Origin of the sequence: Streptomyces sp. CB02009 (genome assembly GCF_001905825.1) — a bacterium.
In the GTDB taxonomy this organism is placed as follows: domain Bacteria; phylum Actinomycetota; class Actinomycetes; order Streptomycetales; family Streptomycetaceae; genus Streptomyces.
Window position 1 is genome coordinate 91361 of sequence record NZ_LIVV01000001.1, and the last position, 15743, is coordinate 107103.

Consider the following 15743-nt stretch of genomic DNA (forward strand, 5'->3'; position numbering starts at 1 on the left):
CAAACCTCCGTCGTCGCCCGCGGGGCAGGCGGGAGTGTGACGACAGGGTCTAGCCCGTCGCCAGCAGGACCGTGCCCACCAGGGCGAGGCCCGCGCCCGCCGCCTGGATCGCGCGGAGGCGTTCCTTGAGGACGCCGTACGCCGCGAGGGCCGTGACCACCGGGTACAGGCTGGCGAGCACGGCGGCGACCGTGACCGGACCCTGCTGGGCGGCGATCGCGTACGTGCCGTTCGCCGCGACGTCGGCGAGGCCGACGAACGCGAGGGCCGGCAGGGCCGCGCGGATCACCTGCGGGCCGCCCTCGGGCAGTGCCCTGCCCCCGCGCTTCACCGAGGCGTACAGGGCTGCGCCGCCCACCAGGACGTTGGTCACGCGCTGGACGAAGAGGGCCAGGAAGAGCCCCGTGACCGTCGTGGAGGCCTCGGCGATCAGCGCCATCACCGAGCCGAAGCCGAAGGCCGCCACCAGCGTGAGCAGCACCGCCTGGCGCTGGACCGGCGCCCCGCGCAGCTCCGGTCCGCCGGCGAGGACCACGCCGAGGACCGCCACGCCGATCCCGGCGAACTGGACGAGCCCCGGCCGGTCGCCGACGAGCAGGCCGACCGAGACGGGGACGACGACACCGAGCGAACCGAGCGGCGAGACCACGCCCATCGGGCCGAGCGCGAGTGCCTTGTAGAACGCGAGCATGGCGGCGGGGCCGACGACGCCCGCCCCGACCGCGTACCAGAGCTGCGGTCCCGCCTCGGTCCACGCGCCGGTCGCGAGCACGACGGTGCCGAGGACGACGACCGCGAGCACCTGGGAGACCACGACGACCGTGAGGGCGGGGATCCGGCGGGTCAGCAGCCCGCCGCCGAAGTCGGCGAGGCCCCACAGAAGGCTGGTGGCCAGGGCGAACAGGGCGGTCATGGGTCCTCGCAGTCGCGGACGGCAGTACAGTGCAGTGAACAATCGGGTGCACCCCACCGTAGTTCAGTCTATTGAACTCTGTCATCCAGAATATTGGACGGAATGTGTCGGACCTCGATCAGCTCACGCAGTCGCTCGCCCGGAACCTGAAGCGCTGGCGCAAGGAGCGGGGCCTCACCCTGGACGCCCTCGCCGCACGGGCGGGCGTCAGCCGCGGCATGATCATCCAGATCGAACAGGCCCGGACCAACCCCAGCGTCGGCACCACCGTGAAGCTCGCCGACGCGCTCGGCGTCTCCATCACGACGCTGCTCGACTACGAACAGGGCCCCCAGGTCCGGATCGTCCCGCCCGACCAGGCCGTCCGCATGTGGTCCACCTCCACCGGGAGCCACACCACCCTGCTGGTCGGCACCGAGGCCCGCGGCCCCCTGGAGCTGTGGTCCTGGACCCTCATGCCGGGCGACGGCAGCGCCTCCGACCCGCACCCGGACGGGACGGTCGAACTCCTCAACGTCACCGCGGGAGTCCTCACCCTGGTCGTCGACGGCGAGGAACACCTCATGCCGGCCGGCACCTCCGCCGTCTTCGAGGCCAACACGGGGCACGAGTACCGCAACGACGGCGACGAGCCCGCCGAGATGACGATGGCCGTCTCCATCCCGCCCGTACGCTGAGAAGCGCCGCGCGCCCGCGACCGGCCCGCACCCCGCCCGTACGCTGAGACGCGCGTCCCACCCCCGGGCCTTCGTTGTTAGCGTGAGGCGCATGCGCGCACCCATCGGAACCTTCGACGACGCCCGGCCCGCCCCCGACTGCCTGGACCTGCTGACCGGCCCCGTCGCCGCCGCCGTCCGGGACTGGACCGGGCCCGTACCGGCCGATCAGCTGCTGTACGTGGACACCGATCCGGACATCGCCGACACCGCGGTCTTCGTCGAGCACTACGGGCCCGCGCTGCTCGACGCGTCCGCGAACTGCGTCGTCGTCGCGGGCAGGCGCGGCGAGACGGCCACCCTCGCCGCGTGCGTCGTGAAGTCCGCGACACGGGTCGACGTCAACGGGGTCGTACGCAAGCATCTCGGCGCCCGCAAGGCCTCGTTCGCGCCGATGGACACCGCGACCGGCGCGACCGGCATGGAGTACGGCGGCATCACGCCCGTCGGCCTCCCGGCCGACTGGCCCCTCCTCGTGGACGCCGCCGTGGTGGACACCGAGTGGGTCCTGATCGGCAGCGGCCGCAGGCGCGGCAAGCTGATCCTGCCCGGGAAGGCCTTCGCCCAACTCCCGGGCGCCGTCGTCCTGGAGGGTCTCGGCGTCGCCGTCGCCTGAGCCCCCGGAGCCCCGGCCCCCGGGGGGTGTCCCGCCGATCGGGCGGGTCTGGACGGAGGGGCGACCCGACCGGGTCGCCCCTCGCGAGGACGTCAGGTGCGCTTGAGGTACTGGAGCACGATGAGACCCGCACCGACAACCGCGAGGCACGCGGTTCCGGCCCTGGTGAGGCCGTCAAGAGCAGTGCCACCGAGTTCGGTGACGACGATGAAGGACAGAAGGCCCGCCACCACACCGACGAGCATCACGATGATGATGTCGCGAACCGGGTGCGCGCAGATGGTGGTGGTGCCGCTGGACGTCACGCTGTTTCCTCCCGAGTGTCACTGACGCGTATGGCATGGAGAGACACCTCACCTACCGGTGCGGTCTCCAGCTGGGAGCCGACAAGGCAGCTCCTGGGCCCACGCCGTCACGGCGAGGCCCTATGCGATCAGTTCGTCCTTTTCGGATTCGGGAAGGATGAGACGCGTGCGCAGGTTTCCGACCGCTACACGCGTCGGCGAATCTACAGCATCGTCAACTGCGCTACAAGCAAACAGCGTTCACAGGTGCCGTCGAGGCACCGTCGCGCGGGGCTTCTTCGCGCTGCTAACCCAGGCGCGGGATCTCGATCGCGGGGCAGCGGTCCATGACCATGTCCAGGCCCGCCGCCCGCGTGCGGGCGAAGGCGGACTCGTCGACGACGTCCAGCTGGAACCAGACCGCCTTCGCCCCGGCCGCGACCGCCTCGTCGGCGATCCCGCCCGCCTGCTCGCTGTTGACGAAGACATCGACGACGTCCACCGGGAACGGGATGTCGGCGAGGGACGCGTACCCCTGCTCGCCGTGGACGGTCTCCGCCTTCGGGTGGACCGGGACGATCCGCTTCCCGAAGCGCTGGAGGACGGCGGCCACGCCGTAGGCGGCCCGCCGGGTGTTCGTGGAGAGGCCGACCACCGCCCAGGTGTCGCCGGTGGACGTGAGGATCCGCCGTACGGTCTCCTCCGCGGAGTAGCCGGTCGGTCCGGCGGTCGTGTGCTCGACGCTCATCGCGCTCGCTGCCTCTCTTCGGTATGGCCCGTCAGTCTCGACAACCGGCCATCACCTGCCCTGATTCCCGCCACCGGCCGCAGACGTACCCGGCACCTCCTCGCCGACCGCCTCAGACGTCCCAGGCGCTCCGTTCGGCCTCGCGCGGGGCCTCGACCAGGGACGGGACGCCCGGACCGAAGGTCATCACCGGGCGGGCCCGATCCCACCGGCGCCAGCCCGGGTCGCCCGTCGCCGCGAAGGACACCCAGGCCGCGTGCATCGCCGCGGCCAGGTCGCGGGGCGCGTCCGGGCCCGTCAGGGCGCGGGTCTCCGGCCGGTCGAGCGTGTCGAAGACGAAGCCGAGCTCCAGCGCGTGGCACGCGCCCAGACCGAGCACGGGAGAACGCCAGCCGAACTCGTACAGAAACGTTCCCGCGCCCGCCGCCGACCCGGATCGGCCGCCGGTCCGGAGCCGGGCGTCCGCGAGGACGTTCAGCGGGATCCTCAGCAGCCTGTCCGTGGCGACCGCGCCCAGGACCTCGCCCGGCTTCTCCCGCCGACGGCCCGCGCGGTACACCCGCGCCGTCCGGGCCGGCACCTTCGCCCTCCGCAGCAGGAGCCGCTGGACCACGGGACCCACCCGGTCCGTGACCCCGCTGGGCACGAACCACAGCCGGTACTCCTCCGTGGTCGTGCCCATCAGCAGGTCCACCTCTGCCGAAGCGCCGTCCGCGAGCGCCGCCGCCGGATCACGCGGCACCACCTCGCCGTCCACGGCGATCTGGAAGGAGTGCCCGCCGGTCAGCGGCGACCCCTTTCCGGTCACCTCCGTCTGCGCCGCGAGCAGCCGGTCCCGGTCCACGCGCGCGAAGGCCTCCGCCGTGGCCGGCACCTTCAGCCGGGCCGCCACCGCCTCCGTGGTCCGGCGCGCCCTGTCGAGCGGCTGGGCGATCGGCGCCCCGCTCTGCAGCACCGCCCGGCGGAACAGCCCCTTCGCGAGCGGCGAGGCGAGCAGGGCCGCTATCGAGATCGCGCCCGCCGACTCGCCGAAGACCGTCACCCGCTCCGGGTCCCCGCCGAAGGCCGCGACGCAGTCCCGCACCCAGGTCAGCGCCGCGATCTGGTCGCGCAGGCCGAGATTGCCGGGGGCGTCGGGGAAGACACCGAACCCCTCCGTCCCCAGCCGGTAGTTGACCGAGACCAGGACGACCCCGTCCCGGGCGAAGGCGGTGCCGTCGTAGACGGGGACCGCGGAGGAGCCGTGGACGAGCGAACCGCCGTGGATCCAGACCATCACCGGGCGGCCGCCCTCGCCGGGCCCCCCGTCCGCACCACCCGCCCCGCTCGGACCGTCCGGAGCGCCCCACGGGGCCCACACGTTCAGGTTGAGGCAGTCGTCGCCGGCGATCTCGGGGTCGGGGAGCAGGGCGTCGAGCGGTGGGGCGTACGGGTGTTTCGGTGCCGTCGCGCCGAAGGCCGTGGCCTCCCGCACCCCGGTCCAGGGCTCGACCGGCTCCGGCGCCCGGAACCGCAGCGGGCCCACCGGGGCCTGCGCGTACGGCACGCCCAGGAACGCGGCCACCCCGCCCTCCGCCGAGCCGCGCAGGGCTCCGTACCGGGTCAGGACCTCGGGTCCGCGCTCCACCATCGCCGCCACCCTTCCTCGGAACGTCGGAATCTCACGCCTGCGGCCCGGCCTGCGCCACCAGCGCACGCTTCAGGATCTTGCCCGTGGGGCCGAGCGGCAGCTCCTCGACGAAGCGCACGATCCGGGGGTACTTGTGGCGGCCGAGCCGCTCACGCGACCAGTCGACCAGCTCGTCCTCGGAGAGCGGGGCGGCGTCCTCCCGGCGCACCACCACCGCGCAGACCTCCTCGCCCCTGGCGTCGTCGGGGACGCCGATCACCGCGACCTCGGAGACCGCGGGGTGGCGCACGAGGACCTCCTCGACCTCGCGCGGGTAGATGTTGAAGCCGCCGCGGATCACCAGGTCCTTCTTCCGGTCCACGATCCGCAGGAAGCCGTCCTCGTCCCGGACGCCCAGGTCGCCCGTCCGGAACCAGCCGTCCACCACCGCCGCGGCGGTCGCCTCCGGGTCGTCGAGGTAGCCGGCGAACACGTTGTGCCCGCGCACGACGACCTCGCCGATCGCGCCGTCCGCGAGCAGCAGGACCTCGCCGTCCACGGCCGCGTCCGCGATACCCACCTCCACGCCCCAGACCGGGTGCCCGACCGTGCCGGGCCGGCGGCCGATGTGCGGCTGGTTGAAGGTCGCGACCGGCGAGGTCTCCGTCAGGCCGTATCCCTCGAGGACCTGTGTGCGGAAGGTCTCCTCGAAGCGTTCCAGGACGGCGACCGGCAGCGCGGCGCCGCCCGACACGGCGGCGCGCAGCGCCTCCGGCCGTGCGTCGGAACCGGCCGCCGCCTCCACCAGGGCGTGGTACATCGTCGGGACGCCCATGAAGACCGTCACGCCCTCGTCGGCCAGGACCCGCAGGGCGGCCGGGCCGCTGAACCGGGGCATCAGCACGAGCGTGGCGCCCTGCCGGAGCGTCCCGTTCATCGCGCAGGTCTGGCCGTAGCTGTGGAAGAGCGGCAGACAGCCCAGGACCACGTCGCCGGCGCCGAGTCCGAGCAGGTCCTGCGCGGTCACCGAGGCGTTCATGACGATGTTGAGATGGGTGAGCAGAGCGCCCTTCGGGCGGCCCGTCGTACCGCTCGTGTAGAGGATCACCGCCGTGTCCGACGGCTCCGCGGGCTCGGCGGCGGCCAGCGGCCGGGCCGTCGAGGGCGCCCCCTGGAAGGCGCGCACCCCGGCCGCGCGCGCCGCCTCGTCGGCGACCGCCCACAGGGGGCCGCCGCTGACGATGCCCACCGCGCCGCTGTGCTCCAGGACGTACCGCACCTCGTCGGCGACGAGCAGCGCGTGCACCGGGACGACCGTCGCGCCGGCGGCGAGCGCCCCGTAGTACACCCGCAGGAACTCGATGGTGTTCGGCAGCAGTACGGCCAGCCGGTCGCCCGGCTTCACCCCGGCCTCGCGCAGCCCTGCGGCACAGCGCAGCGCCTCCGTCCACAGCTCGCCGTAGGTGAGCCGGGCCGCGCCCTCCACGACCGCGATCCGGTCGGGGAAGTGGCGGGCGGACTCGCCGAGGAGGCCGGCGACGCTCAGTGACATGGCACGCTCCAGGTACGCGGAGTCAACAGCTCTGTTGACGATCGGTGACACGGCACAGAATCCGCCGCGACCCCGTCCGGACGCCATGTGCAGGTGCCCACCATGTGGCCTGCCGAGCTGGGCAGCGGCCCCGCCGTGCCGCCCGGCCCGTGGCATTCGCCAAATCCCGGCGCTACGGTGCGAGCCATGACGCACAGCTCGGCCGCACCCGGAGAGCCCCCGGGACCGCGCCCCGGCGGAAACCGCACCACCCCGGCGCGCGCGGGCGGCCCCGGCGCTCCCGCAGCGGGCTCCGGCGCGCGACCCGGCGGGATCCACACGCCCCTGAGCGGCTCCGGCGGCTCCGGCGCGCTGCGGCGCGCGCTCGCCACGGCGATGCTCGCCGACATCGACCGGCTCACCGACCGCGCCGTCGACGACATCCGCGCCCACTCCGGTACGTACGCCTCCGGCGCGCCCGTCACCCGCGAGGACCTGTGGGAGATCTGCCGCGACAACCTCCTGCGCGCCCTGGAGGACTTCGGCGGGCTGGCCGCGACCGGCGGCGACTTCGAGTGGGCGGCCCGCGAGACCGGCCGCCGCCGCGCCGAACAGGGCGTCCCGCTCGACACCGTGCTCCAGGCCTACCGGCGCGGCGGCCGCGTCCTGTGGCAGGTGATGGCCGAGTACCTCCGGATCCGGGCGGGGCGGGACTCCGACAGCCGGGACGTCGAGCTCGACATGGCGAGCGGTGTCTGGGAGACCATCGACCGCTACTCGGTCGCGATGGCCGACGCGTACCGGATCGCCCAGCTGGAACTCCAGAGCCGCCAGGACACCCGGCGCGTCGCCCTCTTCGAGGCGCTGCTCGACGGGCGGGCCGACGACCCGGCCGTCGCATCCGCCGCCGCGGCCGCGCTCGGCGTCCCCGCGGTCGACCGGTACGTCGTCGTGGTCGCCGCCCAGGACCCGGCCGCTCCGCCGCACCCCTCGCCGGTCCTGGAGGCCCAGGGCATGTGGTCGTACTGGCGGCCCCGCTCCGGCCGGTACGCCGGGATCGTCCGGCTGCCCCGGCGCGACGCGCCCGCCGGGCGGGCCGCCGCCGCCCCGCTCGGCGGCGGCGACCCGGCCACGCGCGCGCTGCTCGCCGCCCTGCGCGAGCGGACCGGGGCGACCGCCGGGGTCTCGCCGGAGTTCGACCGCCTCTCCCAGGCGGGGCGGGCCCTGCGACTCGCCGAGCAGACCCTCCGCACCCTCCCCGCCGGCAGCGGCGAGGTCGGCGTCTTCGACGACCGGCTCGCCCAGGTGCTGCTCAGCGGGCGCACCGACATCGCCGAGCGGATCGTCACCGTCCACCTCGGCCCCGTCCTCGCCACCGGCGGCGAGCGCGCCGCGCTCCTCACCACCCTGCGCGCCTGGCTCGACCACGGCTGCTCGGCCTCGCGGGCCGCCGACCAGCTCTACTGCCACCGCAACACGGTCCTCAACCGCATCGGCCGCATCTCCGAGCTCACCGGCCGCTCCAGCGAGTCGGGCGAGGCCCGGCTCGGCTGGGCCCTGGCGCTGCGCGCCCTGCCGTACGCGGGTCTCGCGACCCCGCCCGAACCGGCCGCCGGGGAGCGCGAGCCGGAGGCGCCGTAGCGGGGCCGCGGCGACCGCCGGGCCGGGCCGGGCTGGGGCGGGCCGGGGCGGCGGCAGCATGGCAGGGAGCCGCCGCCGTCGCCGGACCGGGCGGCCAGCACCACCTTGCGGGGTGTCGCGACCCGCCGTGCCGGGGCTGCCGCGACCACCGTGCGGGGCTGCCGCGACAGCAGTGCCGGTGCCGGGACCGCCACGACTGCCGGTGCCGGGGCCGCCACGACTGCCGTGCCCGGGTCGCCACGACTGCCGGTGCCGGGACCGCCACGACCGCCGGTGCCGGGGCCGCCGCGACCGCCGTGCCGGGACCCCCGGGCCAGTGCCCGCCACGACCGCCTGACCAGGGCGGCCGCCCCGGAACGTAGGCTGGCCGGATGCAGGAGCAGTACGTCACCCTGGCCCGCGAGGGCGTGCACGAGTCCGAGATCAACCGCTCGCGCTTCCTCTGCGCGCTCGCGCCCGTCGCCGACGAGCGGGAGGCGCAGGAGTTCGTCGCGCGCATCCGCAAGGAGCACCCGACCGCCAGCCACAACTGCTTCGCGTACGTCCTCGGCGCCGACGCCTCCGTCCAGAAGGCGAGCGACGACGGGGAACCCGGCGGCACGGCCGGTGTCCCGATGCTGCAGATGCTCCTGCGCCGCGACATGCGGTACGTCGTCGCCGTCGTCACCCGCTACTACGGCGGCGTGAAGCTCGGCGCGGGCGGGCTCATCCGCGCCTACGGAGGCGTGGTCGGCGAGGCCCTCGACGCGCTGGGCACGGTGACCCGGCAGCGCTTCCGGCTGGCCACCGTCACCGTGGACCACCAGCGCGCGGGGAAGCTGGAGAACGACCTGCGGGCGACCGGGCGCGCCGTCCGCGACGTGCGCTACGCGGACGCCGTCACGATCGAGATCGGCCTCCCGGACGCGGACGTCCCCGCCTTCCGCGCCTGGCTCGCGGACGCCACGGCGGGCACGGCCGGCTTCGAACCGGGCGGCGAGGCGTACGGGGACGCCTGAGCCGGGACGGATGTCCACGGGCGCGTGCGGGGCGGGGCGTGACGTGACGGGCGCGGCCCGACCGGCGCCCTCCGACACCTGAGCCGTCGCCGGAGCCCGTACGGCCCCGACCACACCCCCCGGCGGGATAGCGTGGTGGGCGCACACGGACGGGAACCAGCGGCGAGGAGCGGCGCACATGCGGGGTGGGACGGCATCGTGAGGCTCCTGCACACCTCGGACTGGCACCTCGGCCGGTCCTTCCACCGCGTCGGCCTCCTCGACGCCCAGGCCGCCTTCCTCGACCACCTCGTGGCCACCGTCCACGCGCACGAGGTCGACGCCGTCCTCGTCGCGGGCGACGTCTACGACCGTGCCGTGCCCCCGCTGCCCGCCGTCGAGCTGTTCGACACCGCCCTGCACCGCCTCGCCGAGGCCGGCGTGCCCACGGTGATGATCTCCGGCAACCACGACTCGGCCCGCCGCCTCGGCGTCGGCGCCGGGCTCATGGAGCGCGCCGGTATCCATCTCCGTACCGACCCGGCCGGCATCGGCACCCCCGTCGTCCTCACCGACGCCCACGGCGACATCGCCCTCTACGGCCTGCCCTACCTCGAACCGGCCCTCGTACGGGAACGGCTCGGCGCCGAGAAGGCCGGACACGAGGCCGTGCTCGCCGCCGCCATGGACCGGGTCCGCGCCGACCTCGCCGACCGCCCCGCCGGCACCCGTTCCGTCGTCCTCGCCCACGCCTTCGTCGCGGGCGGCGCGCCCAGCGACAGCGAGCGGGACATCACCGTCGGCGGGGTCGCGGCCGTGCCCGCCGGCGTCTTCGACGGCGTCGACTACGTCGCCCTCGGCCACCTGCACGGCAGCCAGACCGTCACCCCGCGCGTCCGCTACTCCGGCTCCCCCCTCGCGTACTCCTTCTCCGAGGCCGACCACCGCAAGACCATGTGGCTGGTCGAGCTGGGCCCGAGCACTCCCGACGGGGCGATCACCGGGGCCGAGCGGCTCGACTGCCCCGTCCCGCGCCCCCTCGCCCGGCTCAGGGGACGGCTCGACGACCTCCTCGCCGACCCCGCGCACGCCCGCCACGAGCAGTCCTGGGTCGAGGCCGTGCTCACCGACCCGGTGCGCCCCGCCGAGCCGATGGCCCGGCTCGCCGCCCGCTTCCCGCACACCCTGAACCTGGTCTTCGACCCCGAGCGGACGGACGACGACCCCGGCGCCTCCTACGCCCAGCGGCTCAGGGACCGCACCGACCAGCAGATCGCGGAGGACTTCGTGGCCCATGTGCGCGGCGGCTCGGCCCTCGACGGCGCCGAGCGGACGGTCCTCCACGGCGCCTTCGAGGACGTACGGGTCGACACGGCCGAGCGCGAGGCGGGCCGATGAGGCTGCACCGTCTGGAGATCACCGCCTTCGGCCCCTTCGGCGGCACGCAGACCGTCGACTTCGACGCCCTCTCCGCAGCCGGGCTCTTCCTCCTCCACGGGCCGACCGGGGCCGGCAAGACCTCCGTCCTCGACGCGGTCTGCTTCGCCCTCTACGGGAGCGTGCCCGGCGTCCGGCAGACCCCCGGCGCGACGCTGCGCAGCGACCACGCCCCCGTCGGCACCTCCACCGAGGTGGTCCTCGAACTGACCGTGGGGGACCGGCGCCTGGAGGTCACCCGGCGCCCGGCCCAGCAGCGCCCCAAGAAGCGGGGCGGCGGCTTCACCACGGAGAAGGCCCAGACCTGGCTGCGCGAGTACGACCCCGCCACGCGCGCGTGGAACGGCCTCAGCCGCTCCCACCAGGAGATAGGGGAGGAGATCACCCAGCTCGTCGGCATGAGCCGCGAGCAGTTCTGCCAGGTCGTACTCCTCCCGCAGGGCGACTTCGCCCGCTTCCTGCGCGCCGACGCCGAGGCCCGCGGCAAGCTCCTCGGCCGGCTCTTCGACACCCGCCGCTTCGCCGCCGTGGAGGAGCGCCTCGCCGAACTGCGGCGCGCCGCCCAGCAGCAGGTGGAGGAGGGCGACGAGCGGCTCCTCGGCCTCGCCCACCGGATGGGCCAGGCAGCCGGGGGACTCGCCGCCGCCCGCACCGCCGTCGAAGGACGCCCCGGCGATCCCGGAGTCGCCGACGCCGTCCTCACCTGGGCCGCCGTCGCCCGTACGGAGGCGAGCGAGGCACTCGACATCGCCCGCGTACGGCTCGACGCGGCAGAGGCGCGGCGGGACGCGGCCCGCGCCGCGCTCGACGCCGAGAACGACCTGGCCGCCCGCCAGGCCCGGCACGCCGACGCGCTGCTCCGCCGGGAGCGGCTCACCGCGCACGCCCCCGAGCGGGACCGCCTCCAGGCCGCCCTCGACCGCAGCCTGAAGGCGGACGGGGTGGCCCCCGCGCTCGGGCTGCGCCAGGACGCCGAGCGCGAGCACAGCACCGCGCACGCCGCCCGCGCACGCTCCCGCGCCCGACTGCCCTCCGAGCTCGCCGACGCGGGGGCCGAGCACCTCTCCGCCCGCGAACACCGGCTGCGCGAGGAACTCGGAGGCCTGGAGGCCGCCCGCCGCGCCGAACGCCGCGCCGCCACGATCGCCGACGAGCGCGCCGCGCTCGCGCGCGAGGCCCGCGCCGACGACGACGTCCTCCGGGACACCTCCGACTGGCTCGCCGGCTGGGAGCCGCGCCGCACCGCGCTCGGCGAGCACGTCGAGGCCGCCCGCGACGCCGCCGCCCGGGCCGAGCACCTCGCCGGCCGGCTCGAACCCGCCCGCCGCCGCCGTGACGCGGCCCGCCGCCGGGACACCCTCGCCGAGGACACCCGGGCGGCCGAGGCACGCCTCGCGGACGCCCGGGAGCGCCGGAACGCCGCCCACGAGACCTGGCTCGACGTCAAGTCCCGCCGTCTCGAGGGCATCGCCGCCGAACTCGCGGTCACCCTCGCCCCCGGCGACCCCTGCCAGGTCTGCGGCTCCACCGCCCACCCGGCCCCCGCCCGCAGCACCGCCGACCACGTCGACCGGGCCACCGAGGACGCCGCGTACGCCGCCTACACCGGCGCCGAGGAGACCCGTACCGCTGCCGAACGCGCGCTGGCCGTCACCCGCGAGTCCTGGTCGACGGCCCGCGCGGAGGTCCAGGCGGGCGCCCCGGCCGAGTCGCCCGAGCCCACCGTCGAAGAACTCGCCCGCGAGGTCGAGGAGTTGACCGGCCTCCACGCCGAGGCGCACGCGCTCGCCGGACAGACCCACCGCGCACGGGAGACCCTCGCGCGGGCCGAGCGCGAGTACGAGGAGCGGGTCGCCGCGCAGCGGGCGGCCGAACGCCGGGTCGCCGCGCGGACCTCGCGGCGCGAGGCCCTGGACCGCGAACAGCTCGCCCTCGACGAGGAACTCACCCGAGGACGAGGCGCGTTCGCCACCGTGGCCGAACACGCCACGCGCCTGGAGCGTCGGATCGCCCTCCTGGTGGACGCCACCGCCACCGTCCGGGCCGCCGAACTCGCCGCACGGCGCCTCAAGGAGGCCGACGACCGCCTCGCCGACGCGGCCTACCGCGCGGGCTTCACCACCCCGGCCGAGGCGGCCGCCGCGCTGCTGCGCGAGGGCGAGCGCCGCGATCACCAGCAGCGCGTCGACGCCTGGCAGGCCGAGGCCGCCGCCGTGGCGGACCGGCTCGCCGAGCCCGGCACCGCGGCCGCCGCCGCGCTTGCGCCGGCCGACCCCGCGGCGGCCGGCGCCGCCCACACCACCGCCGAACGCGCCCTCCGCGAGGCCGACTCGGCCCTGGCCGCCGCCCGGGAACGCGCCACCGGCCTGGCCGGCCTCTCCCGGCAGGCCCTCACCGAGGTCCGCCGCCTCGGGCCGCTCCGCGAGGAGTACGACCGGGTGGCCCGCCTCGCCGCCCTCACCGCGGGCACCTCGGCCGAGAACGAGCGCCGGATGCGACTGGAGTCGTACGTCCTGGCCGCCCGCCTCGAACAGGTCGCGGCCGCCGCGACCGCCCGGCTCCAGCGGATGTCCTCGGGCCGCTACACCCTGGTCCACTCCGACGCGCGCTCCGGCGGCAAGCGCGCCGGTCTCGGCCTGCACGTCGTCGACGCCTGGACCGGCAACGAGCGGGACACCGCCACGCTCTCCGGCGGCGAGACCTTCTTCGCCTCCCTCGCCCTCGCCCTCGGGCTCGCGGATGTCGTCACCGACGAGGCGGGCGGCGTACGGCTCGACACCCTCTTCATCGACGAGGGCTTCGGCAGCCTCGACGAGCAGACCCTCGACGAGGTCCTCGACGTCCTCGACTCGCTGCGCGAGCGGGACCGCAGCGTCGGCATCGTCAGCCACGTCGGCGACCTGCGCCGCCGGATCCCGGCCCAGATGGAGGTCGTCAAGGCGCGGGACGGCTCGGCCGTACGGCTCCGCACCGGAGGGGACGCGCTCAGCGGCTGAGCTGCGCACAGGAGGGGACGCGCTCAGCGGCTGAGCGAACGCCTCGGCAGCGGCGAGGAGTAGACCACGCTGGTGGTCACCGCGCCCAGCGTGGAGATCTTCCCGGTGGTCTCCTCCAGGTGCCGCATGGACCGCGCGGCGACCTTGAGCACGAAGCAGTCGTCGCCGGTGACGTGGTGCGCCTCCAGCACCTCCGGCGTGGTGTCGAGCAGATCGTGGAACGGCTTGTAGTTGCGGTGCGGGTAGCGGAGCCGTACGAACGCCAGGATCGGCAGCCCGAGCCGGTCCTGGTCGACGATCGCCGTGTACCCGGAGATCACCCCGGCCTCCTCCAGGCGCCGCACCCGCTCGGTCACCGCGGACGGCGACATCGACACCGTGCGGGCGAGCTCGGCGAAGCTGGCGCGGCCCTCGGACTGGAGGGCTTCGAGAATGCGCCAGTCGGTGGCGTCGGGGGTGTACTCGGAGGTCATGTACGAGAGATAGCAGGGGAATCCCCGGCCGATCAAGCGATCGGCCGGGGATCTCAGTGCTCGGTCCTCACAGCCGCGAGAGCTCCTCGACCAGGTCGTCGAGACCCAGCGGGCCCTGCGAGAGCGCCGCCATGTGCCAGGCCTTCGCGTCGAACGCGTCGCCGTGCGCCGCCCGCGCGTTGGCGCGGCCGAGCAGCCAGGCGCGCTCGCCCAGCTTGTAGCCGATGGCCTGGCCCGGCATCGACAGGTAGCGGGTCAGCTCGCTCTCCACGAAGGACGGCGGGCGGCTGCTGTGCCGCTGGAAGAACTCCTGGGCCAGGTCCGGCGTCCACCGCTCGCCCGGGTGGAACGGCGACTCCGCCGGGATCTCCAGACCCAGGTGCATGCCGATGTCCACGATCACCCGGCACGCGCGCATCATCTGCCCGTCGAGGTAGCCGAGGCGCCGCTCCGCGTCGGGCAGGAAGCCGAGTTCGTCCATCAGGCGCTCCGCGTACAGCGCCCAGCCCTCGCAGTTGGCGCTGACCTTGCCGATGGTCGCCTGGTAGCGGGAGAGGCGGTCGGCGACGTGCACCCACTGGGCGAGCTGGAGGTGATGGCCGGGGACGCCCTCGTGGTACCAGGTCGACACCAGGTCGTACACCGGGAAGCGCGTCGTGCCGTCCACCGGGAGCCAGGTGCGGCCGGGCCGGGAGAAGTCCTCGGACGGACCGGTGTAGTACGGCGCGGCGGCGCCGCCCGCCGGGGCGATGCGGGACTCCACCCGCCGCACCCGCTCGGCGAGTTCGAAGTGGGTGCCGTCGAGTGCCTCGATCGCCTCGTCCATGAGCTGCTGGAGCCAGACCCGGACCTCGTCGACCCCCTCGACATGGGTGCCGTGCTCGTCGAGGTGGGCGAGCGCCTCCCAGGGGCCGGCGCCCGGGAGGATCCGCTCGGCCTCGGTCCGCATCTCGCCGAGCAGCCGGTGGTACTCGGTCCAGCCGTACGCGTACGCCTGGTCGAGGTCCAGGTCGGTGCCGTTGAAGTAGCGGGTCCAGCGCTGGTAGCGCTCCCGGCCCACCGTGTTCGGGGCGTCGGCGACGGCCGGGGCGTACACGTCCCGCATCCAGTCGCGCAGGGCCGTGACGGCCTCGGTGGCGCCCCGGCCCGCCTTCGCGAGCCCGGCGCGCAGGTCCTCGGGCAGGGTGTCGGGGGCCGCGGCGGCGAACTCCTCGAACCAGCCCGGCCTTCCGCTCTCCGCGCCCGCCCACTCGGTGAGCTGCTCGACGAAGGTGGCGGTGGGGCGCGGCCCGCCGAGGAGCTTGCGCTCCAGGCCGAGCGCGAGCGCAGCACGGTAGCCCTCGAGCGCGGCGGGGACCGCGCGCAGCCGGGCGGCGACCGAGGCCCAGTCCTCCTCGGTCTCGGTCGGCATCACCGTGAACACGATGCGGATGCTGTGCGCGGGGGAGCGCATGTTGCTGACCGTGCAGAGGCCCTCCTCGGCCTCGAACATGGCGAGTTCCGCCGTGAGGCGCTCCCGCAGCAGTCGGGCGCACCGCCGCTCGGCCTCGCTGTCCGCACCCGGGACGCGCTCCGCCGCGTCGAGCCGGGCGAGCGTGCGGCGGGCGAGGTCGGCCACGGCCCGCTGACCGGCCGGCGAGAAGTCGGGCAGCAGTCCGGCACTCTCCTTGACTCCCAGGTACGTACCGGTGATCGGGTCGAGGGCGATGAGTGCGTCGACGTGTTCGTCGGCGACCTGGCGGGGCAGCGCGCTGCTGGAAGTCTCTGGCATGGGGGTCATCCTGGCGTCTCCGGCGGGCTTG

13 protein-coding genes are annotated in these 15743 nt (G+C 75.1%); 6 read left to right on the plus strand and 7 right to left on the minus strand.

All coding sequences use genetic code 11. The features are described 5' to 3' along the window. Positions 1–49: 49 nt before the first annotated feature. On the minus strand, positions 50–913 hold the full coding sequence (locus AMK27_RS00465) for a DMT family transporter (protein WP_073902034.1): 864 nt from the start codon (positions 911–913) through the stop codon (positions 50–52). Positions 914–1017: 104 nt separating this feature from the next. On the opposite strand from AMK27_RS00465, the gene AMK27_RS00470 reads away from it, so the two are divergent. Together AMK27_RS00470 and AMK27_RS00475 are read left to right on the plus strand one after the other, a co-directional pair. Further along, a complete protein-coding gene (locus tag AMK27_RS00470; RefSeq protein WP_073902035.1) occupies positions 1018–1590 on the plus strand; it encodes a helix-turn-helix domain-containing protein in 573 nt (190 codons plus the stop codon). Positions 1591–1681: 91 nt separating this feature from the next. Further along, positions 1682–2245 (plus strand): YbaK/EbsC family protein, encoded by a 564-nt coding sequence (locus AMK27_RS00475; protein ID WP_073902036.1) that lies wholly within the window; start codon positions 1682–1684, stop codon positions 2243–2245. 92 nt (positions 2246–2337) lie between these two features. Here the strand turns inward: AMK27_RS00475 and AMK27_RS00480 are convergent, their stop codons facing one another. The 4 genes from AMK27_RS00480 to AMK27_RS00495 form a co-directional block, all read right to left on the minus strand. Next, positions 2338–2550: a hypothetical protein gene (locus tag AMK27_RS00480; protein WP_073902037.1), complete on the minus strand. Its 213-nt coding sequence runs from the start codon at positions 2548–2550 to the stop codon at positions 2338–2340. Positions 2551–2836: 286 nt separating this feature from the next. Next, entirely contained in the window at positions 2837–3277 is a 441-nt protein-coding gene (locus AMK27_RS00485) for a CoA-binding protein (protein WP_073902038.1), read from the minus strand. Positions 3278–3389: 112 nt separating this feature from the next. Continuing rightward, a complete protein-coding gene (locus AMK27_RS00490; protein WP_073902039.1) occupies positions 3390–4907 on the minus strand; it encodes a carboxylesterase/lipase family protein in 1518 nt (505 codons plus the stop codon). A gap of 31 nt (positions 4908–4938) precedes the next feature. Beyond that, on the minus strand, positions 4939–6438 hold the full coding sequence (locus AMK27_RS00495; protein ID WP_073902040.1) for a long-chain-fatty-acid--CoA ligase: 1500 nt from the start codon (positions 6436–6438) through the stop codon (positions 4939–4941). A 186-nt stretch (positions 6439–6624) separates the two neighbouring features. Between AMK27_RS00495 and AMK27_RS00500 the strand changes: the two genes are divergently transcribed. The 4 genes from AMK27_RS00500 (at position 6625) to AMK27_RS00515 (ending at position 13468) form a co-directional block, all read left to right on the plus strand. Beyond that, on the plus strand, positions 6625–8058 hold the full coding sequence (locus AMK27_RS00500) for a PucR family transcriptional regulator (protein WP_241847257.1): 1434 nt from the start codon (positions 6625–6627) through the stop codon (positions 8056–8058). A gap of 371 nt (positions 8059–8429) precedes the next feature. Further along, positions 8430–9056, plus strand: coding sequence for a YigZ family protein (locus AMK27_RS00505; protein WP_073902041.1), 627 nt, complete (start codon positions 8430–8432; stop codon positions 9054–9056). Between the two features lie 198 nt (positions 9057–9254). Beyond that, positions 9255–10433: an exonuclease SbcCD subunit D gene (locus AMK27_RS00510; protein WP_073902042.1), complete on the plus strand. Its 1179-nt coding sequence runs from the start codon at positions 9255–9257 to the stop codon at positions 10431–10433. Then, complete coding sequence (locus AMK27_RS00515) at positions 10430–13468, plus strand: AAA family ATPase (protein ID WP_073902043.1); 3039 nt, start codon at positions 10430–10432, stop codon at positions 13466–13468. The genes AMK27_RS00510 and AMK27_RS00515 overlap by 4 nt, the downstream gene beginning before the upstream one ends. Positions 13469–13491: 23 nt before the next feature. On the opposite strand, the gene AMK27_RS00520 is transcribed toward AMK27_RS00515, so the two are convergent. Both AMK27_RS00520 and AMK27_RS00525 read right to left on the minus strand, forming a co-directional pair. Next, a complete protein-coding gene (locus tag AMK27_RS00520) occupies positions 13492–13941 on the minus strand; it encodes an Lrp/AsnC family transcriptional regulator (RefSeq protein ID WP_073903762.1) in 450 nt (149 codons plus the stop codon). 67 nt (positions 13942–14008) lie between these two features. After that, a complete protein-coding gene (locus AMK27_RS00525; RefSeq protein WP_198955778.1) occupies positions 14009–15712 on the minus strand; it encodes a DUF885 domain-containing protein in 1704 nt (567 codons plus the stop codon). Positions 15713–15743 lie beyond the last annotated feature (31 nt).